Raw genomic sequence first — 23,230 nt, 5'->3', positions numbered from 1 at the left:
GACGGCCCGGACACGCACGGTGTCCGGGCCGTCGTGCGTGTTTGGGTGCCTGGACGAGCGGGTAATCCGACACGTTCACCCTTGGGTGAAACGAGTCACATGCATGTAACGAATCCGGGAGGTGCCCGCGCGGGGACGCCGTCCGTCGCTGCGCTTCACGGCAAAAGCGGGAAGATGGGCGCTATGTCGTCCGTTAGGGTCCGGAGCGCCGGTGGCTGGCCGGCAACCTCCGCCGACCGGATCGGCGTCGGACGGCCGGGCCGGCGCCGCGACCGGATCCCCCGGCCCACTCCGGGCCGCGGCCCCGTGAGAGGACGGTGACCGCTTGAACCTCTGGGAGTACGTGCGGAACCGGCAGGAACTGCTCTGGTTCGAGACGTACCAGCACGCGAGCATGGTGGTGCAGTGCCTGCTGCTGGCGACCGCGATCGGCCTGATCATCGCGGTCATCACGTACCGCAGCAAGACCGCCTCGGCGGTCGCCACCGGCATCGCCTCGGTGCTGTTCACGATTCCGTCGTTCGCGTTGTTCGGACTGCTGATCCCTGCCTTCGGACTCGGTACGACGCCGTCCGTCATCGCGCTCGTGCTGTACGCGCTGCTGCCCATCGTGCGCAACTCGGTGGTCGGTATGTCCAATGTGGACCCCGCACTGGTCGACGCGGCGCGCGGGATGGGGATGAGCCGCCTGCGGGTGCTGTTCAAGGTGGAACTGCCGCTCGCCTGGCCGGTGATCCTCACCGGCATCCGGGTCTCCGCCCAGCTCATCATGGGCGTCGCGGCCATCGCGGCGTACGTGTCGGGGCCGGGTCTCGGCGACCAGATCTTCTCCGGACTGGCCCGCCTCGGCGGCGCCAACGCGGTGAACTCCGCGCTCGCCGGCACCGTGCTCATCATCCTGCTCGCGCTCGTCTTCGACGCGTGCTTCGTCCTCATCGGGCGGCTCACCACATCGAGGGGAATCCGTGGCTGACAACGGAAACGGCTCTGGCGGTGCCGCGCACGGCGTCGAGATCGAGCTGCGCAACCTGACCAAGAAGTACCCGGGGCAGGCGAAGGCCGCCGTGGACGACGTGACGATGACGATCCCCGCGGGGGAGATCGTCGCGCTGGTCGGCCCGTCCGGGTGCGGCAAGACCACCACGATGAAGCTCATCAACCGCCTGATCGAGCCGACGTCCGGCGAGATCCTGATCGGCGGCGAGGACGCGCGCAGGCGGCCCGCGGACATCCTGCGCCGGCACGTCGGGTACGTGATCCAGCAGGGCGGCCTGTTCCCGCACATGAGCATCGCCGAGAACGTCTCGCTCGTACCGAAGATGTTGAAGTGGGACAAGAAGCGGACCGCCGAGCGCGTCGACGAGATGCTCGAACTGGTCGGGCTGGACCCGGCGAACTACCGGGATCGCTTCCCCCGTCAGCTTTCCGGCGGTCAGCAGCAGCGCGTCGGGGTGGCGCGGGCGCTCGCCGCGGACCCGCCCGTCCTGCTCATGGACGAGCCGTTCGGCGCGGTCGACCCGATCACCCGCGGCCGGTTGCAGGACGAACTGCTGCGGCTGCAGGAGGAGCTGCACAAGACGATCGTGTTCGTCACGCACGACTTCGACGAGGCGGTCAAGCTCGGCGACCGGATCGCGGTGCTGTCCGAGGGCTCCCACATCGTGCAGTACGCGGAGCCGGCGGAGATCCTGGCGCGGCCGGCGAACGACTTCGTCCGCGGCTTCATCGGCGAGGGCGGCGCGATGAAACTGTTGCACGTCACCAGGATCGCCGACGTGGACCTGGGTGCCGGTGTGACGGCCAAGGCCACGGACGACGCCGCGACCGTCCACAGTCGACTCGCCGAGGCCGAGGAGCCGTGGGCGGTCGTACTCGACAAGAACTCGTCGCCGGTGCAGTGGGCCAGCATCGAGGACCTGGACGGCAAGACCGGACCGGTGTCGGAGTACGGGACGCCCATCACCACCACCATCTCCGGCCGCGCCGACCTGCAGGCCGGGCTGGAGGCGCTGCTCGGCTCCGACACCGACTTCGTACCGGTGACGCGGCGCCGGCAGTACATCGGGCTGGTGTCGCTGAACACCGTGCAGTCGGCGATCCAGCAGCTGCGCGAGCAGGCGAAGCAGGCCGCGCCGGCGTCGGTCGGGGAGGGGTCCGCATGACCGTTGCCCCCGACACCGAGGTCGCCGCGCAACCGTCGGCCGCGGTGAAGGCCAAGCCCCGGCGCACCTGGTACCTGATCGGCACGCCGCTGCTCATCGTGTGCGCGCTCGTCGCCGACTGGCTCTACGTGCGCTCCACCCACCCCGACGCGAACGCGCGCACCACGCTGCAGACGTCGTACATGCTGTCGAAGCTGCTGGAACACCTGGAACTCACCGTGGTCGCCGGGGTGTTCGTTCTGCTCATCGCGATCCCGCTCGGGATCCTGTTGTCCCGCAAGGGAATGCGGCTCGCGACCCCGGTCGTACTGGCGCTGGCGAACATCGGTCAGGGTGCGCCGGCGATCGGCATCATCGTGCTGCTGGCCGTGCTGTGGAAGACCGGGTTCGAGGTCGCCGTGGTGGCGCTGATCATCTACGCGGTGCTGCCGTCGTTGCGCAACACCATGGTCGGCCTCCAGCAGATCGACCCGTCGCTCAAGGAGGCCGGCCGCGGCATCGGCATGTCCGCCGCCGCGGTCCTGTTCAAGGTCGAGCTTCCCCTTGCGGTACCGGTGATCCTGGCCGGCGTACGCACCACGCTGGTGCTGCTGATCGGGGTCGCCGCGCTGTCGTCGCTGATCGGCGCGGGTGGGCTCGGCGAGATGATCAGCACCGGGGTGCAGCTCCAGCGGTACAACGTGCTCGTCACCGGCAGCGTCCTGGTGGCGTGCCTGGCGCTGTTCGTGGACTGGCTCGCCGGGCTCGCCGAACGGTACCTGCGTCCGAAGGGAATCAAGGCATGAGGGTGCGGAGGCTCCCGGCGGCGGTGGCCGCGGTGGCCGTGCTGGGGTTGGCGGCGACCGGATGCGGACTGAAGCCGGCGTCGCAGTTCGCCCCCGACGTCACCGGGAAGTCCATCCAGGCGGGCAGTCTCAAGGGCGCGACGCTGTCGGTGACGTCGAAGAACTTCACCGAACAGATCCTGCTCGGCAAGATCACCGTACTGGCGCTCAAGGCCGCCGGCGCGAAGGTCGTCGACAAGACCAACGTGCAGGGCAGTATCAACTCGCGCAAGGCGATCGAGCGCGGCGAGGCCGACATGGGCTGGGAGTACACCGGCACCGCGTGGATCACGTACATGGGCAAGGACAAGCCGATCCCGGACCCGCAGCAGCAGTACGACGCGGTGCGGAAGGCGGACCTGGCGCAGCACCGGATCGACTGGCTGTCGTACGCGCCGTTCAACAACACGTACGCGATGGCGGTGACCGGGCCGAACGCGAAGAAGTACGGGCTGAAGTCGTTGTCGGACATGAAGAAGGTGCCGCCGGCCCAGCGGACCTTCTGCCTGGAGACCGAGTTCTACTCCCGGGTCGACGGCTTCGCCGGAATGCTGAAGGCGTACGGGATCCCGAAGCCGCCGTCCGGTCAGGTGAAGAAGCTCGACACCGGCGTCGTGTACGACGCGACGGCGAAGGGCACGTGCCTGTTCGGCGAGGTGTTCGACACCGACGGCCGGATCCCGGCGCTGCACCTGACGACCCTGGCCGACGACAGGCACTTCTTCCCGATCTACAACCCGGCGCTGACGGTCCGCCACTCGGTGATGCAGCGGTACCCGCAGATCGCGGACATCGAGAAGCAGATCGCGGCGAAGCTGTCCACCAAGGTGATGCGGAAGCTCAACGCCAAGGTGGACGTGGAGGGCCAGGAGCCGGTACTGGTCGCGCGGGACTGGATGAAGTCCGAGGGCCTCCTCGAGTAGCGGCTGCGACCGTCCACGGTGGACATTCCATCGTGGACGGTCGGACCGCGCGTCAGTCGAACTGGAACGAGCGCTTGGACAGCCCGTACCAGAAGCCGGTGACGGGGGTGCGGTGGTCGGCGAGGGTGTCCTCGGCGGCACCGAGCGAGACGAACAGCGGGGCGAAGTGCTCGCTGCGCGGGTGCGCCAGTCGGGCGGCCGGCGCCTTGTGTCCGAAGTCCAGCAACGCATCCACGTCGCCGGCGTCCAGCGCCCGCGCGGCCCAGTCGTCGAACTCGGTCATGAACGACGGCGGCGGCGCGTCGACCCCGGCGTGGAAGTCCACACAGGACAGGTTGTGCGTCAGGAAGCCGGATCCGACGATCAGTACGCCCTCCCGGCGCAGCGGCGCGAGGAGCCGGCCCACCTCGTACAGGCGGCGGGGGTCGAGGGTGGGCATGGAGATCTGGAGGACCGGGACGTCCGCCCCGGGGTACATCTCGACGAGCGGCACGTACGCGCCGTGGTCGAGGCCGCGCTCCGGATCGTCCCGCGTCGGGTACTTCGTGCCCACCAGCGCGCGGACCTTCGCGGCGAGTTCGGGCGCTCCGGGCGCGTCGTACCGGACGGTGTAGTAGTGCTGCGGAAAGCCCCAGAAGTCGTACACGAGGGGGACCTGGCGGGTGGCGCCGAGGGTGAGCGGCGCCTCCTCCCAGTGCGCGGACACGACCAGGATGGCCTTCGGGCGCGGCAGGTCGCCGGACCAGGCGGCGAGTTCGCGGGTCCACACCGGGTCGTCGGCGAGCGGCGGGGCACCGTGCCCCAGGTACAGCACGGGCATGCGGTCGGTCATGTCAGGAACAAGGTCCTTGCATCGTCAAGTATTCCCGGTCGGGGCGGCGCGGGCGGTGGCGCGCAGCCCCGAGCGCGGCACGACCGGTGGCGCGCCGTCGGCCGCCGGGCGCGCCGGTACCGGCGGGGCCAACACCTAGGCTGGGGCGCGTGTCGACACTGCGGGACCTGGTCGAGGAGTACACGAGTCTCGGCCCGGCCGATATCGAACATCTGCACCGGTTGGCGGGCGACTGGCAGCTGCTGTCGGACCTGTCCTTCGCCGACCTGCTGCTGTGGGTGCCGACCTCCGGCGAACTGTTCCGGTGCGTCGCGCAGGTCCGCCCCACCACCGCGCCCACCGCGTACCAGGACGACCAGGTGGGGCGGGAGGCCGGCGGGCCGGACTTCGCGCACCTGGAGATCGCCCGCGCGGAGCGGCGGATCTGGCGCGAGGGCGACCCCGTCTGGTACGGGGACACGCCGGCGCGGCACGAGGCCATCCCCGTACGGCGGCGGGGCAGCGACGAGATCATCGCGGTGGTGGGGCGCGACACCAACCTGTCCGACGCGCGTACGCCGGGGAAGTTGGAGCTGAACTACCTGACGATCGCCGACGACCTGGCGCTGATGCTCACGCACGGCACGTTCCCGCCGCCGCACCACCCGGGGGAGACGACCTCGGCGCCGCGGATCGGCGACGGCCTGGTCCGCCTGGACGAGAACGGCAAGGCCACTTACGCCAGCCCCAATGCGCAGTCCGCGTACCGGCGGATGGGGTTGCCCGGTGACCTGATCGGCGAGGACCTGGCCGCGCTGACCGGCCGGCTCGCCGACGACCCGTTGGAGGGCAGCGAGGCCACCGAGCGGATCCTCGCCGCGCTGGCCGGGGAGGCGCCGGCCCGCAAGGAGATCGACGCGCGGGGCGCGAGCGTCCTGATGCGCGCGCTGCCGCTGCTGCCCGAGCACGAGCCGGCCGGCGCGCTGGTGCTCGTCCGCGACGTCACCGAGGTACGCCGGCGGGACCGCGCGCTGCTCACCAAGGACGCCACGATCCGCGAGATCCACCACCGGGTCAAGAACAACCTGCAGACCGTCGCCGCGCTGCTTCGCTTGCAGGCCAGGCGATCCGTACCGCAGGCGCGGGTCGCGCTGGAGGAGTCCGTACGGCGGGTCGCGTCGATCGCGCTGGTGCACGAGACGCTGTCGTTCACCTCGGACGAGGCGGTCGAGTTCGACACGATCGTGGACCGGGTGGCGTCGATGGCCGGCGAGGTCGCCGCCGCCGAGTCCAAGGTCGTCTTCCGCCGCGAGGGCACCTTCGGCGTACTCCCGGCCGAGGTCGCGACGCCGCTGGTGATGGTCCTCAACGAACTGCTGCAGAACGCCGCGGAGCACGCGTACCCACCGGGGGAGTCCGGCGAGGTGGTGGTGTCCGCGCGGCGCCGGCGCCGGCAGGTCGACGTGACGGTGTGCGACGCGGGCAGTGGCCTGCCGGACGGGTTCGACCTGGACCGCAGCGACCGGCTCGGCCTCCAGATCGTCCGTACGCTCGTGACCGGCGAGCTGCGCGGCACGATCGAGCTGCGCCCGCGCGACCCGGGCCCGGGTACCGAGGCGGTGCTGAGCATCCCGCTCACCCGCCGCTGACCCGTCACCGGCCGACGGCGGTGACGCCGTGCAGGGTGCCGGTGAACAGCAGGCCGTGCGCCGGGGTGGGCGAGGCGAAGTGCGGCAGCTCCTCGCCCAGCCGTACGGTCGCGGCGGTGCGGCCGGTGGCCGCGTCCAGCGCGTACAGGGTGCCGTCGTCGGTGTCGGCGACCCAGAGCCGGTCGCCGGCCAGTACGGGGGAGCCGGTGGCGGCGGCGGGGCCGTGCCACCGGAGCCGCAGCCGGTCGCCGGTGGTGTCGACGGCGGCCACCCCGCCGCCCTGGCACGGCAGGTACGCGATGGTGCCGCGGTGCGCGGGGCCGCCGAACGCGGCGCACACCGCGCTGCTGTCGAGCTGCCCGCCGACCTCGCCGAGCCGCGCCGCGTCGAGCAGGTAGCCGGTGCCGCGCTTGCCGGCGATGACGATCCGGCCGCTGTCCAGTACGGCGGGCGACATGGAGCCGAGGTCGAGGTCGTTGGCGTTGTCGTCGGCCCACTCGGCCGGCGCGAAGTACCCGGTGCGGTGCAGGTTCGCGTCGAGCGCGAGGACCGCGTCGCTCCCGTCGTACCGGCCGGAGGTGGCGGCGCCGTTGCCGACCGAGACGTACACGGTGCCGTCGGGGCCGAGGGTGGGGCCGCCGGTCGCCCAGCTGCCGCCCTCCCGCGCCGTCGGCACCCGGTACGCCAGGACCGGGCCGTCGCCGGACGTCGGAACACCCAGCACCGACCCGACGTACGGGCCGCAGTCGCCGTACAGGCCGCCGAACGCGACGTACACGTGGCCGTGCGCGACGAGCAGCGCCGACCGCTGCTGGTCGTACTGCGCGTGTCCGGACGGCAGGTCGCGGCGCGTCCGGACGCTGCCGGTACGCGGGTCGAGCCCGACGAGCGTGTGGTGGAACCCGGTCGTCTCGGTGACCGCGAAGACCGTCCGCGTCGCCGGGTCGTACGCCGGGGTGCCGGTGATGCCGAGCGGGTCGATGTTTCCGCACGGCAGGTCCGACCGGGGCACGGGAGTACCGAGGGAGCGGTGCCAGCGGACGGTGCCGGTCCGCTCGTCCAGCCCGTACAGCGAGTCGTGTTCGGTGGCGGCGACGACCAGGTTGCCGAGTACGAGGGGCTGGCCGTAGACGGCGCCGTCGAGGCGGGCCCGCCACACCACCGACGTGCCGCGGACCGCCGGGCCCGTGCCGGACCGCGCCCCGTCCCCGTGGTACGTGGTCCAGTCCGGTCCGGTGCCGGGGCTCGCCGCCGGCGACCCGCTGCGTACCGGGGTGGGGGTGGGGGTGTCGGTGCAGGCGGTCAGCAGCAGGACGGCACCGGCCAGAACGGCCAGTACGGCACGGGCCCGACGCGTGCCGCGCGCCGGGCCGGTCGGCGGGATCGCGCCGGGCCACATCACCCCAGCATGGCGGCCCGGCCCGGCGTCCGCCCGGGATGCCGGGACCGCTCCCCGGGCGTACCACCCGGCCGGGCGACGCGGCTCACCGCCCGATCCGGTACCGGACGTGCGTGACGGTGGGGGAGCCGACCACCTCGACGGGCGTCAGGGTCGGGTCGCCGACGCCGACGAACAGCCGCTCGCCGCCGCCGAGTACGACCGGGGCGACGTGCAGGAACAGCTCGTCCAGCAACCCCGCCGCCAGGTACTGGTTGACGGTGCTGGCGCCGCCCGCCACCTGGACGTTCGCGTCGCCGGCCGCCTCCTTCGCCCGCGCCAGCGCCGCCTCGACACCGCCGGTCACGAAGTGGAACGTGGTGCCACCGGCCATCTCCAGCGGCGCGCGCTCGTGGTGCGACAGGACGAACACCGGCGCGTGGAACGGCGGCTCGTCGCCCCACCAGCCGCGCCACGTGGTGTCCCACGGGCCGTCCCCGCCGCCGAACATCTTCCGGCCCATCACGTGCGCGCCGACGCCGCTGCCCATCCGCGCCGCGATCTCGCTGTCCGCCGTGTGCTCGCCGCCGCTCTGCCCGTGCTGCGACTGGAACTCCCGCGTCACGACCATCCACTCGTGCAGGCGTTCGCCGCCCACGCCGAGCGGGTTCTCCGGGCTCTGGTCCGGCCCGGCCACGTAGCCGTCCACCGAGACCGACAGGTTGCTCGTCACGATTCCCATACCCCAGCTTGACCGGTGGCCGGCGGAAAAGTCATCGCCCGGGTGGGAACCGGCCGGCGCGTACCGGGCAATAGCGGGTGTGACGTCACTGGATGAGGAGCAGGATGCGCGGGTGAGTGTGTCGGAACCTCCGCCGGTGCGTACCGACGCCGACCTGGTGGACAGCGACTTCGCGGTGCTGTTCGACCGGCACGCGGCCGTGGTGCACCGGTACCTGGCGCGGCGGGCCGGCACCGGCGCCGCCGACGACCTTCTCGCGCAGACATTTCTGATCGCGTACGAGCGGCGCGGCACGTACGACCGGACCCGCCCCGACGCCCGGCCCTGGCTGTACGGCATCGCCGGCAACCTGCTGCGCCGGCGCCGGCGCGAGGAGGTCCGGCAGTACCAGGCGTGGGCGCGGACCGGGGTGGACCCGGTCGCGGCGGACCACGCCGGCCGGGTCGCCGAGGCCGTGGACGCCGAGTGCGCCGCGGCCCGGCTGGCCGGCGTACTGGCGGGCCTGTCGGCGGCCGACCGGGAGGTCCTGCTGCTGGTGGCCTGGGGCGAGCTGAGCTACCCCGAGGTCGCCGACGCGCTGGACATCCCGATCGGCACCGTGCGGTCCCGGCTGCACCGGGCACGCGCCCGGATCCGCGCCGCCGCCGCGAAAGACCAAGGAGACGGACATGGATGACATGGACACCCTGGCGCGGCTGCGCGCCGACCTGCCCGACCCGGACCCCGACGTACTCGCGGCCGCGCGGGACCGGCTGACCCGGCGGATGGCCGAGGTACCGCCCGCGTTCGAACGGTCGCGTACGTCGTGGCGCGCGCTGCTGGGGCGGCGGCTCGCGATCGGCGTGGCCACCGCGGCGGCGGTCGCCGTCGGCGCCGGCGTTCTCGTCACGGTGGCGGGGACGGACCGCCCGTCGGGGCACCGTCCCGAGACCGGCGGCGGTACGTCGGCCGCAGGTACCCCGTACCGGGCGCCGACGGACGCGTCGTCGGCGCTGGCGCTGGCCGCCGACCACGCCCGTACGACGGGTGACCCGGTCGTGGGCAAGGGCCAGTACCTGCACATCTCGCGGAACGTGTGGTGGGGCGAGTACCTCGACGGGGTCAGGTTCCGCCACAAGTTCCGGACGGAGGTCTGGGTGCCGGCCGACGCGGACGGCGTGTGGTGGTGGCGGGAGACCAGCCTCGACACGAAGTTCGCCAGTGCCGCCGACGAGCGGAAGGTCCGCGCGTCCGATCCGAGGGTGTTCACCAGGTCGGCCTCGTTGTCGAGCGGGCACGACGGCCAGCCGGACCGGACCCCCACCGGCAAGCCACACGTGGTGGGCCCGCAGGAGCCCGGCTGGTACTACCCGACGCCGAGGTTCCTCGCGCAGCAGCCGCGCGACCCGAGGAAGCTGCTCGCGGCGATCGAGGCGGCCGTGGAGCCGTCGTCGCTGAACAAGGGCGACCGGCCGACGATGGCGTTCCAGATGATCGCCGAGGTCTTCGCCACCGGGTACGCCCCGGCGGACCTGCGCGCCGCGCTCTACCGGGCGGCCCGGCTCATCCCGGGCATCACGTTCCAGCGGAACGCCAAGGACCTGGACGGCCGTAGGGGCGTCTCGATCAGCAAGCCCGCGCCGTACGGGTTCCTCCGCACGGAGATCGTGTTCGACCCGAAGACCGGGCAGTTCCTCGGTGAGCGCACGATCGTCGTCCGCTCCATCGAGGACGACGCGTACCTGCCGGTCGGCTCCACGTACTCGGAGACCGCGCTGAGCGCCGACGTGACCGGCAACCCGCACCTTTTCTAGTACGCCCGCCCGCGAGGTCCGCCGGGCCCCGCGTCCCCGCCCGCGGTCCGCACGGAACCCCGTTCCGTGCGGACCGCCGCGACAAGGAGACCGATCGTGTCGACGAACCACCGCCGCCGGTGGAGAGCCCTGTGCGTCGCGGCGCTCGTCCTGCCGCTCGCCGCGGCCACCTCCGCCGCCGCGGCACCCACCACGATGTCCACCAGCCTGTCCACCACCACGTCCAGCGCCGGCGCGTCCACCGTTGCCGCGCGGCCCGGCCGGCATCCGTCCCGGGTCCAGTTGCCCACCGGGGAACGGATCGCGGTGCGCTGGGCCGGTGACACGCCGCTGGTCGGCCGGATGCCCGGGGACCGCTCGCCGCTCACCGTCGTCCGCGCCGCCGGCCGGGTGTACGCGGTGCCCGTGGAGGCGCGGCCGTTCCTCGGCGGGGCGCTGGACCTGGGCCTGTTCGACGTGGCGGCGCTGGCCGACCGTACCGGGCCGGCGCCGGTGACCCTCACGTACGCGGGGCCCGTCCGTGACGTGCCGGGCGTACGGATCACGTCGCGGTCCGGGTCGCACGCCGCCGGTACGGTCGCGTCCGCCGCGGACCTCGGCGCCGCCCTGCGCGCCGCCGTACGCCGGGGTCTGGCCGCCGCCCGCGCCGCCGGTACGCCGGTGGCCGGGCTGACCCGCGTCGCGCTGGACGTGCCCGCCGCCCGCACCGTGACGCCGAAGTACCCGATGCGGACGCTGACGGTGAAGCTGGTCCCGCCGCCCGGCACGCTGCTGGGCGCCGCGGTGCTGGTCACCAACACCGACGACACCCGCACGTTCAGCCGGTACGTGCCGGTCGGCCCGGACGACGTCGTCAAGCTCTCCGTACCGGACGGGCACTACATGCTCGTCGGCGACACCGCGGTCAGTGACGCGAACGGCCAGTTCCAGGCCGCGTACCAGCCGATCGTGGCGGACTACCCGGTGACCGCGTCCGGCCAGACCGTCACCGTGGACGCGACGAAGGCCACCGCCACGGCCGGGTTCACCACGCCCGAGCCGTCCACGCTGGCCTCGGTCGGCGCGGACGTGGCGACCACCGACGGCGTACACGAGACGCCGCCCGGCATCGGCTGGGCGTACGAGAAGGAGGACCAGCTGCACGTGCAGCCGGTCGCGCGGCCGAAGCACGGCGTGCTGGAGCTGGACGCGTACGAGCACCGCACCGTGCCGACGCACGACGGCACCGCGGAGGACTGGCACCTGACCGCCGAGTGGCGGGACGGCGTACCGACGGACCTGCGGCGTACGCCGGCGCCGGCGGAGTTCGCCACGGTCGTCGACACCGTCCCGGCGGACGGCAGCACCGGCGGCGTCGCGTACGGGAACGGGCCGGTCTACCCGGACCTGCGGGGCGGGCAGGAGACGCTCGACCGGGTCGACGCCACCCGGCACGTCGACCACCTGTACGGCCCCGCCGACGTGCGCTGGGTGCCGGTCGTGTACCGGAAGTCCGACGGGATGACCACCGAGCCCGTGCGGTACGAGCCGGGCCGCACCTACCGGGTCGGCTGGTTCACGCCGTCGCTCGGTGCCGGGTTCGCCGGCGGCACACCGTTCCCGCGGCCGTACGGGGTGGCCTGCCGCACCGCGGGCCAGCTCGCCCTGTCGCCGTCCACCGAGCTGGACGCCGATCCCGCGCACTCCGGCTGGGTCGATCCCGGCGACACCACCGGGTACTCCGCGGTCACGGTGTCCGCCGACGGCCGCACCCTCGCCGACGTCGCCGACAGCGACACCGTCACGGTGCCGGTCGACGCCGCCGCGCACACGTACCGGATCGGCCAGACCGTACGGCGCGACAAGCTCGGGGCCACCAGCGCCACCACCGTCGACTCGCAGTACACGGTGCCGTCGTCGGCCACGTCGGGTGCCGCGCTGCCGGCCGGCTGGACCTGCCCCGCCGGCGCCACCGGCGCGACGCTGCTGCCCCTGCTGACGATGGCCGCGCCCGTGCCGGCCCTGGTACCGGTCGGGCGGACCGAGTTCGTGGTCACCGTCGGCCACCTGCCCGGCGGTACGGCGGCGGTGACCGGGCTGACGGCGGCCACCAGCGTCGCCGGCGGCGCGTACCGGCCGGCGCAGGTCACCGCGCTCGGCGGCGGCCGGTACCGGGTGGCGGTGGACAGTCCGGCGGACGCGGCCGGCAAGCAGGTGGGTCTGCGGCTCGCGGCGACCGACGCGGCCGGCTCGACGCTCACCCGTACCGTCACCGCCGCGTACGCGGTGCAGGCCGGCTAGGTACCACCGGGGTGTCCGGGCGGGCACCCCGGATCCGGCCGCCGGAACGCGGTCGAACGGCGGCCACCGGCACGGCCTAGGCATACCTAGGGATACCTAGATCCACTTCGGGGTGCGGGTAGGTACCGGGGGGCGGCAAAGATAGGTAATCGGTGCCGATGTGGTCAGGGCCTTACGAGCCGAGTATTGGTCTCACAACAAGAGATCCGCGGTCTTGGAGGACCTGATGTTCACGAACCCCGAACTGATGCTCGACAACCTGCACGCCTACCAGGCCGAGCACCTGGCCGCCGCCGAGCGGTCCCGCCTGCTGGCCGCCGCACGCAAGGTACGCCGCTCGCACCGGCACCACGCGAGCCGGAGCGCCGGTCGTACCGCCGCTAGTCTTGAGCCGTGCGTGGGAGGGACGGTGCCGGCCCGATGATGGTCGGCCGCGACGACGAGCTGCGCCGGTTGGCGCGACTCGCCGCCGCGCACCGGCCCGAGGTGGCCGTGATCGCCGGCGAGCCCGGCATCGGCAAGACCCGACTGGTCGCCGAGCTGCTCGCCGGCCTTCCCGCCGGTACGACGGTGCTGGTCGGGCACGCCGAGCCCGGCTCGCTGTCCCGGCCGTACGAGGTGCTGCTGGACGCGATCGACGGTCGCCCGGGGGTGTCCGAGGCGGCGCTGGACGAGTTGACCGATGCGCGTCGTAGCCCGGTGGAGCGCCTGCACACCGGGCTCTCGCTGTTGTCGGCGCAGGTCGGCGACGGCCCGGCGGTGATCGTCTTCGAGGACCTGCACTGGGCCGACTCGGAGAGCGCCGCACTGTTCGAACGGCTCGCCGAGCAGGGCGGCCCGCGACTTCTCCTCGCCACGTACCGGCCGGACGAGGTGTCGGGGCGGCAGCCGGTCGGCGCGCTGCTGGCGCGGATGGAGCGCCGGCACACCCTCACGCACGTCCGGCTGGACCGGCTGACCGAGGCGGACACCGCGGCGTTCGTGTCCGCGGCGACCGGACAGACCGTGCCGTACCGGACGGTCGCGGCGCTGCACCACCGTACCGGTGGGAACCCGTTCTTCCTGGAGGAACTGCTGCGCGGCAGTACCGGCGGGGTCGACGAGCTGGTCGACGCGCCGCTGCCGTGGAGCCTCGCCGAGGCGCTCCGCCGGCAGACCGAGGGACTCGCCCCCGAGCTGCGACGCATCGTCGAGGCCGCCGCCGTGCTCGGCTACCGCGTCCCGTTCGACCTGCTCGCCGCCGTCACCGGCACCGGCGAGGACGACCTGATCGCCGCGCTCCGCGAGCTGGTCGAGACCGGCGTACTCGTCGAGTCCGGCGAGGACGAGTTCAGCTTCCGGCACGCGCTGGTGCGCGAGTCGATCACCGGCGCGATGCTGGCCCGGCAGCGCCGCCGCCTGCACGAGTCCGCCCTGGAAGTACTCCTCGCCGGCGAGGACGCCGACCCGGCGCTGGTGGCGCACCACGCGCACGCCGCCATGCGGTACGACGACATGGTCCACGCCGCCCGCCGCGGCGCCGCGCTGTACCTGTCGATCGGCTCCGCGTACCAGGCGTTGCAGCTGGCCGAGATGGGCCTGGACGAGATGCCCGAGGACGTCGACCTGCTGTCGTCCGCCGCGCGCGCCGCCTGGCTCGCCGGCCTCCTCGACGACGGCATCCGGTACGCGCGCGGCTGGCGCGAGGCCGCGACCACCGCCACCGCCCAGGCCGACGCGCTGTACCTGCTGATCCGGGTGGCGTGGGAGGCCGACGAGATCGACGAGATGCGTACGGCGACGCGCCAGGTGGAGGAGCTGATCGCGGAGCTGCCGCCGGGCGCCGAGGCGGCCCGCGCGATGACCGCCGTGGCGCAGTCGACCGGGCTGCGCGACGACGTGGACGCCACGATCGCGTGGGCGGACCGGGCGCTGGCGCTGGCCGAGGAGTACGAGCTGCCGGAGATCCGGCTGGCCGCGCTGGTGGAGAAGGGCGCGGCGCTGACCGACCGGCCCGCCACCGCGGCTGAGGGCTGGACGATCCTCGGCGACCTGGTCGACGAGGCCGAGAAGCTGGGCGAGTGGGTGCTCGCCGCCCGCGCGCTGAACTTCCTGGTCCAGGACCTGCCGCCGACCACCCCGCAGGACCACGCGCAGATGCTGGAACGGATGCGCATCGACGCGGAACGCGCCGGCTTCGAGCGCCTCGCCGTCGCCGCGTACTACTCGGGCCTGGCTCGCCTCGCCGTACGGCAGGGGGAGCTGCACCGGGCCGTCGAGGCGCTGGAGGAGGGCCGCCGCATCGACCGCGGGTACCGGCGGCGCGGGCGGCGGGCCGACTACCACGGCCAGTTCCTCGCCGGCCTGTACCTGGAGGCCGAGCGGCTGGACGACGCCGCCGCCGTACTGGACGAGCTGGTCGCGCAGCCGCAGGCCATCGCCACCGCCGTACCGGGGCTGGCGTTCCATCTGGCCTGTCGGCGCGGCGACCGGGACGTGGCGCTGGCCCGGCTGACCGAGCTGTACGCGGCGCTGTCGCACCAGATGTGGCGCAGCGGCGCGCAGGCGCACGACCTGATCTCCGCCGCGCTGGCCTGCGGGCTGGACCTGGCAGACCTGGACCGGATGCACGCCGAGCTGCTCGACCCGAACGTGTGGGACGAGCACCGCAACCTGGTCGACGCGCAGATCGCGGAGGTGAACCGGCGGCACGCCGACGCCCTGCCGGGTTACCTGGCGGCGACCGGTTCGGCGCTGATGCCGCCGTCCGTCGTGGGCACCGCGTACGTCGGGGCGGCGCGGTGTGCGCTGGCGCTGGGCCGGGCCGAGGACGCCGCGGCGTACGTGCGGGAGGCGTCGACGCGGCTGGCCGACTGGGGTGGCTGGCGGGTCGCGCAGCTCACCGAGGTACGCGAGGAGCTGGGCCTGGCCGGCGAGGAGCGTACGGCGGCGGGGCCGGCGGCGCTGACGCCGCGGGAGCGCGAGGTGGCGCGGCTGATCGCGGACGGGCTGACGAACGCGGAGCTGGCCAGGCGGCTGCACATCTCCCCGAAGACGGCGGCCGTGCACGTCGGGAACATCCTGCGCAAGCTGTCCGTCCCGTCCCGTACGGCGATCGCCGACCGGCTGGCGGAGGGTTCGTGACGCCCGCCGGAGCCGCCGCTCTGACTCCGGCGAATCGTTCCGTGACAGAGAGACGGATTTCACTCCCCGCTGGTGCGGGGTCGGTAGGCGTGGGAGGCTGACGCCCATGAGTGCGGCTGTGCAGCGCAGGTTGGTGGTGCGACGTCACGTCGACCACTGCCGCGTGCACAGCGCCATCTGTTGCCCGGCCGCCTGACCGCAGTACCGCTTTCTTCGGTTTCTGCCCGTCGCGCCGGCGCCGATCTCTCCGCCGTGAACACCGCCGTTCCGGACTCCGTCGAGGATCCGTGACCGCCGGCGCGTACCCGCTCTGCCGTACCCGCCGGAAAGGATCCGCCATGGCGGTCAGTACCGTTCCGTCCCGTCCGCGCCAGCCCAAGGGGCAGGGCCAGTGGGCGATGGGCCACCGCGAACCGCTCAACGCCAACGAACAGCAGAAGAAGGACGACATCGGGCTGAACGTCCGCGCCCGGATCGAGAACATCTACGCGCACCGCGGCTTCGACTCGATCGACCCGGCCGACAAGCGCGGCCGGTTCCGCTGGTGGGGCCTGTACACGCAGCGCCGGCCCGGCATCGACGGCGGCCGTACGGCGGTGCTGGAGCCGGAGGAGCTGGAGGACAAGTACTTCATGCTCCGGGTGCGGGTCGACTCGGGGCAGCTGGATCTGGCTCAGCTGCGCACGATCGCGGACGTGTCGTCGGAGTTCGCGCGGGACACCGCGGACCTGACCGACCGGCAGAACGTGCAGCTGCACTGGGTCCGGATCGAGGACGTACCGGAGATCTGGCGGCGGTTGGAGGCCGTGGGGCTGTCCACCACGGAGGCGTGCGGCGACGTGCCGCGGGTGATCCTGGGCAGCCCGGTGGCGGGCATCGCCGCGGACGAGGTGGTCGACGCGACGCCCGCGATCCGGGAGATCTCCGAGAAGTACATCGGTGATCCGGCGTTCGCGAACCTGCCGCGCAAGTTCAAGACGACGATCTCGTGGCTGCTCGACACCCCGTACGAGGCGAACGACGTGGCGTTCCTCGGCGTCGAGCATCCCGAGTACGGGCCCGGTTTCGACGTGTGGGTCGGTGGCGGCCTGTCCACGAATCCCATGCTGGCCAAGCGACTCGGCGTGTGGGTGCCGCTGGACGGGATCGCCGCGGTGTGGTGGGGCGTGACCAGCATCTTCCGCGACTACGGCTACCGCCGGCTGCGTACCCGGGCCCGGTTGAAGTTCCTCGTCGCCGACTGGGGTGTCGAGAAGTTCCGGGAGGTACTGGAGACCGAGTACCTGAAGCGGCCGCTCGCCGACGGGCCGGCGCCGGAGCGCACCACCCCGATCGACCACATCGGCGTGCACCGCCAACGCGACGGCCGGTACTACGTGGGCGTCAGTCCCGTCGTCGGCCGCGTCTCCGGCGCGCTGCTCGGCCGGATCGCCGACGTGGTGGAGGCGCACGGCTCCGGCCGCGTCCGCACCACCCCGTACCAGAAGCTGCTGGTACTCGACGTCGACGAGTCCGAAGTGGACGGTCTGGTCGCCGACCTGGCCGGGCTGGGCCTGTCCGCCGAGCCGTCGTACTGGAAGCGCAGCGCCCTCGCCTGCACCGGCATCGAGTACTGCAAGCTCGCGATCGTCGAGACGAAGGCGCTGACCGCCGACCTCGTCACGGAACTGGAACGCCGGGTACCGGAGCTGGACACCCCGATCACCGTGCACGTCAACGGATGCCCGAACGCGTGCGCCCGTACGCAGGTCGCCGACATCGGTCTCAAGGGCCAGCTCGTCCTCGACGCCGACGGCCGCCAGGTGCCCGGGTTCCAGGTACACCTGGGCGGCGGGCTCGGGCTGGACGCCGGCTTCGGCCGGAAACTGCGTGGTCTCAAGGTGACCGCCGCCGACCTGCCCGACTACGTGGAGCGGCTGGCCCGGCGCTACCTGGCCGACCGCAAGCCGGACGAGCGGTTCGCCCAGTGGGTGGTGCGCGCGCCCGAGGAGGACCTGCGATGACCGGCGCGGAGGTGGCGTCGTGACCGAACGGATCGTCCCCTACCACTGCCCGTACTGCGCGAGCGAGGACCTGCGTCCGCACGCCGACGCGCACGGCCAGTGGGAGTGCCGCGAGTGCGCCCGGGTGTTCGCGGTGAGGTTCATCGGCTTACTGGGTCAGGAGGCACGATGAGTACAGCCACACGGAGTCCCGCCGAACTGCGCGACCTCGCGGTACGCGCCGGCGACGAGCTGGAGGGCGCGCCCGCCGCGGAGATCGTGACGTGGGCGGCGGAGACGTTCGGCGCGCGGTTCTGCGTCACGTCCTCGTTCGCCGACGCGGTCCTCGTACACGTCGTGTCCCGGGTGGTGCCCGGCGTCGACGTGGTGTTCCTCGACACCGGCCTGCACTTCACCGAGACCCTCGACGTACGGGACCGGGTGGCGCGCGACATGGCCGTCAACGTCCGGTCCGTCCGGCCCGAGCTGACCGTCGGCCGGCAGGACGCCGAGTACGGTCCGCGGCTGTTCGAGCGCGATCCGGACTCGTGCTGCGCGCTGCGCAAGGTCGAGCCGCTGTCGTCCGCGCTCGAACCGTACGACGCGTGGGCGACCGGGCTGCGCCGCGACGAGTCACCGACCCGCGCCCGTACCAAGGTGGTGGACTACGACGCGAACCGCAACATGGTGAAGGTCGCGCCGATCGCGGCCTGGACCCAGTCCGATGTGGACAGCTACATCGCCCGCCACAACGTGCCGGTCAACGACCTCATCCGCCAGGGGTACGCCTCGGTCGGCTGCTGGCCGTGCACCCGGCGTACGGCGCCGGGGGAGGACCCGCGGTCGGGCCGCTGGCCGCTGTTCGACAAGGTCGAGTGCGGGATCCACGCATGACACCGGCCACACCCGCCGGGATCCCTGTCGTGTCACCGGTTCCGCTGTTACTGATCGCGCACGGTAGCCGGGATCCCCGCTCCGGCGCGGTGATCGAGCGCCTCGTCGCCCGGATCGCCGACACCAGGCCGGATCTGCCGGTCGCCGCCGCGTACCTGGAGCACCGTGGTCGCCGGCCGCTGCCCGTCGCCCGGGACCTGACCGGCGGTACCGGCGGGCTGGTCGCGGTGCCGCTGCTGCTGACCTCGGCGTACCACGGGCGGGTCGACGTGCCCGCGGTCGTCGCCGGGATCCGCGCCGACCTCCCCGACCTCCACGTACGCCTCGGTCGGGTACTGGGTGGCGACGACGCCGTGACCGCCGCCCTGGACGACCGGCTCGCCGCCGCCAATGTGTCCACTGTGGACGGTCTGGTACTGGCCGCCGCCGGTACCCGGGACGTGGCCGCCCGGCGCGGCATCGCCCGCCTGGCACGGCGGTACGGCGCACGGCACGGACTACCCTGCCTGCCCGCGTACGCCGCGGCGGGGGATCGGGACGTGCCGACCGCCGTGGCGGAACTGCGGGCGAGCGGCGCGCGGCGCATCGCGGTCCTGTCGTACTTCCTGGCGCCCGGCCGGTTGCACGACCGGATCGTCGCGGGCGCGCGGGACAGCGGTGCGGTGGCGGTGACCGAGCCGTTCGGCTCCACCGCCGGGATCGTGACCGCGACCCTCACCAGCTACGGCGAGGCGCTGCGATCGGTTGACAGCCAACGGATCCGCCAGCCGGTACTCGTCGGCTGACCGGCCGCGTTCGTTCCTCCACAGTGGACTCGGGCGGCCGGATGACGGTGCGGGGCTTGGCACTGGCATCCGGACGGTTATCGGACGGGACGCGGATCCCCTGTCTGGCTTGGGATCCACCCGTGGTAACGACGTGAAGGCCAACGCGTGACGGAAACACGGAGCCCCGGGCCGAAAGGCCCGGGGCTCCGTCGTGGTGTCTCCCGGGTGTCAGGCGGTGCGAGCCTGCACGTGCAGGGTGCGGCGGCGCTTCAGGGCGCGCCGCTCGTCCTCGCTCATCCCGCCCCACACACCGGCATCCTGGCCGGACTCCAATGCCCACTGCAGGCAGGCATCGGAGACCGGGCATCGCCGGCAGACCGCCTTGGCCTGCTCCACTTGCAGCAGGGCCGGGCCGGAGGTGCCGATCGGGAAGAACAGCTCCGGGTCCTCGTCGCGGCAGACGGCACGATGGCGCCAGTCCATGAGGGCAACACTCCTCGGGTCATGTAGTTGCTTGCTGGTGGCTTTGGTGTGTCTCGCGCGCCGCCCCCGGCGCGCGTCGACAGGCGATGATCGCTCGCTTGTGAATACTTTCACGAACTCACGCGATGTCAAGGGGAAACCGGAAGAAAGTCGATCGCGGTGAGTAACGTCACCGCATGTATATCGGCTTTTGTCCGGATTAACCGCCCTGATTTGGCGACTCCGCGAAACGCATCCGCAACGAGTGATCACCCGCTGTCGGTAGCCCCCTGTGCGCGCGTGGTACGCGCGCACTCACGTCTCACCCTCAGCAGACTACGCGCAAAGCCTCGGGTGCGGAGCGAAACGTGATTTCGTCGCGCTCGTCAACGTAGTCACCATCGACCTGAAACGCCAGGGGTGTCAGGGAACTCAGAGTGAATTCGGACAGGTCGTGCAGGCTGACCACGTGCTTACCGTGCGGATGCGGTCGCGCTGCGAGCATCTGCTGGGTCGTGCGCAGGGTCGCGGCGAGCGGCAGTCCGCGTAGTGCCAGCAGGTCCAGGCCGGTGTCGAAGGACGCGTCCGGGCACGGATTCACCGGCCAGGACCCGAAGTACGTCCATGGTCGGGTGTTCTGCACGATCACCGTGGACAGGTCACGCTCCGGAGCGGAGGCGGGACGCCGCAGGGTGATCGGCGCCCCCCGCCTGTCGGTGCCGACAAAGTACTGAGCGAACGCGGAACGTACGTAGAGACCCTTGGACGCCGTACGGCCGCGGGTGCGCGCGTGTTCGACCCGGCGGATCGTTTCGGCGTCGAGGCCCAGCCCGGCGGAGAACGTGAACCACCGGTCGCCCGCGCGACCCAGCCCGATCGTGCGGGTCCGCTTCTCCCGCAACGCCTCCAGGATCACGCCGGTGCCTTCGGCCCAGTCCGCCGGCAGCCCGAGCGCGCGGGCGAACACGTTCGTCGAGCCGCCCGGTACGACCGCGAGCGCCGGTACCTTCGGTCCCGGTCCGTCGGCCAGCATCCCGTTGACGACCTCGTTGACGGTGCCGTCACCGCCGAGCGTCACGACCACGTCGACGCCGTCGGTGGTCGCCTTGCGTGCCAGCTGCGCGGCGTGCCCGCGCCGCTCCGTGTACCCCAGTTCGAGGTCGACCTCGCTGCGCAGGGCGCGGGTCAGGACGTCGCGGCTGCGCTCGGTCGTGGTGGTGGCGTTCGGGTTGACCACCAGCAGCGCGCGCATGGCCAGCAATCTACCCAAGCGTTCGTTCACCTATCCGGCGAGTGGCCGGCGATGGCCGTACCGTGGGGCGACGCCGGCCGGACGGACCACCGGCGGTGCCGCCTAAGCTGTCGTCGTGACCGAACCGGAGCACCGGGTACTGCCCGCCACGTTGAAGGTCGCGCTCGGCCTGCTGTGGGCGGAGGGGGTCGCGTTGCTCGGCCTCGGCATCTGGCTCGCCGTCGCGTCGCTCGTCGGCAACCCCACCGACCGTACGGCGAGTCTCGTCGAGGCGGCCGTGACCATCGTGCTGGGACTGGGCCTCGGACTGTTCGGGGTCGTCATGTTCCGCGGCCGCAGCTGGGCCCGCGGCCCGTCCATCGTGCTGCAACTGATGCTCCTCGCCGTCGGGTACTTCATGATCACGGCCGGGGTGGTCTGGGCGGGCGTGCTCGTCATCGCGCTGGGGCTCGGTGTGGCCGGTCTGCTGATCGCGCCGGCGAGCCGGGAAAGCCTGGGGATTCGCTAGGTTCGCGGCGCTTGACTCCGGTTTCACCGCGCTGGGAAGGTTCCTCCGTACGTGCGTGGCTCGACGACGGAGGTGCCCCATGCGCGTTCTCCCCCGTATCCGTCGCATCCTGGTCGCCGGCACCGTCGCCGCGGCCCTGACCGTCGCGTCGCCGCTGGCCGCCCACGCCGGTACGACGACGCGCGCGCTGCCCGCCCATCCCCGGTACGTCGCGCTCGGCGACTCGTACACGTCGGGGCCGTTGATTCCGTTGCCACGGCTGGATCCCGTCGGCTGCTGGCGTTCCACCGGCAACTACCCGGCCCGCGTCGCGTATGCGCTGCGGGCCGCGTCGTACACGGACGTGAGTTGTGGTGGGGCGGACACCACCGACATGACGGCGAGCCAGTCGGTGCCGCTCGGCAGCAACCCGCCGCAGTTCGACGCGCTGCGGCCGGACACCGAACTGGTCACGATCGGCATCGGTGGCAACGACTTCGGCGTGTTCGGCAGCGTCATCTCGGACTGCCCGCCGTTGCGCGCCGGCGACCCGACCGGCAACCCGTGCCAGCGCCACTTCACCGTCGACGGCGTCGACACCCTGCGGCAGAAGATCGACCAGACCCGGGTACGCGTGGCCGACGTGGTCCGCGGCGTGCACCAGCGGTCGCCGCAGGCGCGGGTGCTCGTCGTCGGGTACCCGCGGATCGCGCCGGAGTCGGGCACCTGCCCGGCGGTACTGCCGTTCGCGGACGGCGACTATCCGTGGCTGAACGGGATCGAGGAGTACCTGAACGGTGCGTTGGCATCGGCGTCGGCCGATGCGGGCGCCGACTTCGTCGACACGTTCCCCGCGTCGTACGGGCACGACGCGTGTGCCGGTACGGCGGCCTGGATCAACGGCCAGTCCCTGTCTCCGACTGCCGCGCCGTACCACCCGAACGCGGCCGGCATGGCCGGTGTGGCCGCCGTCGTCGTGGCACGCGCGGGCGCCTGACCAGTACGCACGCCGGTTCGACCCGCCCTGCGGGGTGGCCCGGTCGGGGGACTATCCTGCCGGAGAGGTGCGGCCTGGACTCACGACGTGGGTCCGGGCCGTCCCACTGGAGAATCTCCCTCAGGAGGGCTTTCGTGACCACCGTCGCTCCCCGGCCAGAGGTCGCCGACAGGCCGATCGAGCCGAAGCAGATCGTCACGCGGCCGTGGCCGGTGCACGACGCACCGCGGGGCTCCTGGCTGGCTCGTACGCTGCGGACGACCGACGCGAAGCAGATCGGGATCATGTACATGGTCACCGCCTTCGCGTTCTTCCTCATCGGTGGTCTGATGGCGCTGCTGATGCGCGCCGAGCTGGCCCGGCCGGGGATGCAGTTCCTCACCCCGGAGCAGTACAACCAGCTCTTCACCATGCACGGCACGATCATGCTGCTGATGTTCGCGACGCCGATCGTCTTCGCCTTCGCGAACTTCGTGGTGCCGCTGCAGATCGGCGCGCCGGACGTGGCCTTCCCGCGACTCAACGCCTTCGCGTACTGGCTGTACCTGTTCGGTAGCACGCTGGTCGTGAGCGGGTTCATCGCGCCGGGTGGTGCCGCCGACTTCGGCTGGTTCGCGTACCAGCCGCTGGCGAACGGGCAGAACTCGCCGGGCGTCGGCGCGACCCTGTGGGTGGTCGGCCTGATGATCTCCGGTCTGGGCACC

At 72.4% G+C, this 23,230-nt stretch carries 22 protein-coding genes; 17 read left to right on the top strand and 5 right to left on the bottom strand.

From position 1 onward, the window contains the following. Nucleotides 1-325 precede the first annotated feature (325 nt). Genes Aru02nite_RS30125 through Aru02nite_RS30110 form a run of 4 tightly spaced genes read left to right on the top strand, consistent with a single transcriptional unit; the run spans nt 326 to nt 3,909 of the window. On the top strand, nt 326-973 hold the full coding sequence (locus Aru02nite_RS30125; RefSeq protein WP_203663361.1) for an ABC transporter permease: 648 nt from the start codon (nt 326-328) through the stop codon (nt 971-973). Next, the gene (locus Aru02nite_RS30120) at nt 966-2,162 is read left to right on the top strand and encodes an ABC transporter ATP-binding protein (RefSeq protein ID WP_239077044.1); all 1,197 of its coding nucleotides are present in this window, start codon (nt 966-968) and stop codon (nt 2,160-2,162) included. Before Aru02nite_RS30125 ends, Aru02nite_RS30120 begins: the two co-directional genes overlap by 8 nt. Beyond that, on the top strand, nt 2,159-2,947 hold the full coding sequence (locus Aru02nite_RS30115; RefSeq protein ID WP_203663360.1) for an ABC transporter permease: 789 nt from the start codon (nt 2,159-2,161) through the stop codon (nt 2,945-2,947). Before Aru02nite_RS30120 ends, Aru02nite_RS30115 begins: the two co-directional genes overlap by 4 nt. Next, nucleotides 2,944-3,909 carry a glycine betaine ABC transporter substrate-binding protein gene (locus Aru02nite_RS30110; protein WP_203663359.1) on the top strand — a complete coding sequence of 322 codons (966 nt, stop codon included), beginning with the start codon at nt 2,944-2,946 and terminating at the stop codon, nt 3,907-3,909. Before Aru02nite_RS30115 ends, Aru02nite_RS30110 begins: the two co-directional genes overlap by 4 nt. Nucleotides 3,910-3,961: 52 nt before the next feature. On the opposite strand, the gene Aru02nite_RS30105 is transcribed toward Aru02nite_RS30110, so the two are convergent. Then, complete coding sequence (locus Aru02nite_RS30105; protein WP_239077043.1) at nt 3,962-4,741, bottom strand: dioxygenase family protein; 780 nt, start codon at nt 4,739-4,741, stop codon at nt 3,962-3,964. Between the two features lie 149 nt (nt 4,742-4,890). Here Aru02nite_RS30105 and Aru02nite_RS30100 point away from each other — a divergent pair, with 149 nt between their 5' ends. Further along, on the top strand, nt 4,891-6,369 hold the full coding sequence (locus Aru02nite_RS30100) for a sensor histidine kinase (RefSeq protein WP_203663358.1): 1,479 nt from the start codon (nt 4,891-4,893) through the stop codon (nt 6,367-6,369). Nucleotides 6,370-6,373: 4 nt separating this feature from the next. Here the strand turns inward: Aru02nite_RS30100 and Aru02nite_RS30095 are convergent, their stop codons facing one another. After that, a complete protein-coding gene (locus tag Aru02nite_RS30095; protein ID WP_203663357.1) occupies nt 6,374-7,768 on the bottom strand; it encodes an outer membrane protein assembly factor BamB family protein in 1,395 nt (464 codons plus the stop codon). 85 nt (nt 7,769-7,853) lie between these two features. Beyond that, nucleotides 7,854-8,489, bottom strand: coding sequence for a dihydrofolate reductase family protein (locus Aru02nite_RS30090; protein WP_203663356.1), 636 nt, complete (start codon nt 8,487-8,489; stop codon nt 7,854-7,856). A gap of 112 nt (nt 8,490-8,601) precedes the next feature. On the opposite strand from Aru02nite_RS30090, the gene Aru02nite_RS30085 reads away from it, so the two are divergent. From Aru02nite_RS30085 to Aru02nite_RS30045, 9 genes are all read left to right on the top strand, one after another. Beyond that, nucleotides 8,602-9,165 (top strand): RNA polymerase sigma factor, encoded by a 564-nt coding sequence (locus Aru02nite_RS30085; protein WP_239077042.1) that lies wholly within the window; start codon nt 8,602-8,604, stop codon nt 9,163-9,165. Further along, nucleotides 9,158-10,282, top strand: coding sequence for a CU044_5270 family protein (locus Aru02nite_RS30080; protein WP_203663354.1), 1,125 nt, complete (start codon nt 9,158-9,160; stop codon nt 10,280-10,282). The genes Aru02nite_RS30085 and Aru02nite_RS30080 overlap by 8 nt, the downstream gene beginning before the upstream one ends. Before the next feature lie 96 nt (nt 10,283-10,378). Beyond that, entirely contained in the window at nt 10,379-12,562 is a 2,184-nt protein-coding gene (locus Aru02nite_RS30075) for a hypothetical protein (RefSeq protein ID WP_203663352.1), read from the top strand. Between the two features lie 226 nt (nt 12,563-12,788). Then, the gene (locus Aru02nite_RS30070; protein ID WP_203663350.1) at nt 12,789-12,986 is read left to right on the top strand and encodes a hypothetical protein; all 198 of its coding nucleotides are present in this window, start codon (nt 12,789-12,791) and stop codon (nt 12,984-12,986) included. After that, a complete protein-coding gene (locus tag Aru02nite_RS30065) occupies nt 12,956-15,685 on the top strand; it encodes a helix-turn-helix transcriptional regulator (protein WP_239077041.1) in 2,730 nt (909 codons plus the stop codon). Before Aru02nite_RS30070 ends, Aru02nite_RS30065 begins: the two co-directional genes overlap by 31 nt. A 338-nt stretch (nt 15,686-16,023) precedes the next feature. Continuing rightward, on the top strand, nt 16,024-17,688 hold the full coding sequence (locus Aru02nite_RS30060; protein WP_203663348.1) for a nitrite/sulfite reductase: 1,665 nt from the start codon (nt 16,024-16,026) through the stop codon (nt 17,686-17,688). Between the two features lie 19 nt (nt 17,689-17,707). Then, a complete protein-coding gene (locus Aru02nite_RS30055; RefSeq protein WP_203663346.1) occupies nt 17,708-17,860 on the top strand; it encodes a hypothetical protein in 153 nt (50 codons plus the stop codon). Then, nucleotides 17,857-18,561 carry a phosphoadenylyl-sulfate reductase gene (locus Aru02nite_RS30050; protein WP_203663345.1) on the top strand — a complete coding sequence of 235 codons (705 nt, stop codon included), beginning with the start codon at nt 17,857-17,859 and terminating at the stop codon, nt 18,559-18,561. Before Aru02nite_RS30055 ends, Aru02nite_RS30050 begins: the two co-directional genes overlap by 4 nt. A 29-nt stretch (nt 18,562-18,590) precedes the next feature. Beyond that, nucleotides 18,591-19,346 (top strand): sirohydrochlorin chelatase, encoded by a 756-nt coding sequence (locus Aru02nite_RS30045; protein ID WP_203663344.1) that lies wholly within the window; start codon nt 18,591-18,593, stop codon nt 19,344-19,346. Between the two features lie 210 nt (nt 19,347-19,556). Here Aru02nite_RS30045 and Aru02nite_RS30040 read toward each other — a convergent pair whose 3' ends face one another. Beyond that, complete coding sequence (locus tag Aru02nite_RS30040; RefSeq protein ID WP_203663343.1) at nt 19,557-19,811, bottom strand: WhiB family transcriptional regulator; 255 nt, start codon at nt 19,809-19,811, stop codon at nt 19,557-19,559. 307 nt (nt 19,812-20,118) lie between these two features. Then, nucleotides 20,119-21,042 (bottom strand): diacylglycerol/lipid kinase family protein, encoded by a 924-nt coding sequence (locus tag Aru02nite_RS30035; RefSeq protein ID WP_203663377.1) that lies wholly within the window; start codon nt 21,040-21,042, stop codon nt 20,119-20,121. Between the two features lie 115 nt (nt 21,043-21,157). Between Aru02nite_RS30035 and Aru02nite_RS30030 the strand changes: the two genes are divergently transcribed. The 3 genes from Aru02nite_RS30030 to Aru02nite_RS30020 all read left to right on the top strand — a co-directional run. Then, on the top strand, nt 21,158-21,550 hold the full coding sequence (locus Aru02nite_RS30030) for a hypothetical protein (RefSeq protein ID WP_203663342.1): 393 nt from the start codon (nt 21,158-21,160) through the stop codon (nt 21,548-21,550). Between the two features lie 79 nt (nt 21,551-21,629). After that, nucleotides 21,630-22,526 carry an SGNH/GDSL hydrolase family protein gene (locus Aru02nite_RS30025; protein WP_203663341.1) on the top strand — a complete coding sequence of 299 codons (897 nt, stop codon included), beginning with the start codon at nt 21,630-21,632 and terminating at the stop codon, nt 22,524-22,526. Between the two features lie 134 nt (nt 22,527-22,660). After that, nucleotides 22,661-23,230: cbb3-type cytochrome c oxidase subunit I (locus Aru02nite_RS30020; RefSeq protein WP_373325014.1), on the top strand; the 570-nt coding region annotated here is incomplete at its 3' end.

Origin of the sequence: Actinocatenispora rupis (genome assembly GCF_016861975.1) — a bacterium.
GTDB lineage: Bacteria > Actinomycetota > Actinomycetes > Mycobacteriales > Micromonosporaceae > Actinocatenispora > Actinocatenispora rupis.
Note: the sequence above shows the minus strand (reverse complement) of the source record. Positions and strands in the feature narration are given on the sequence as shown.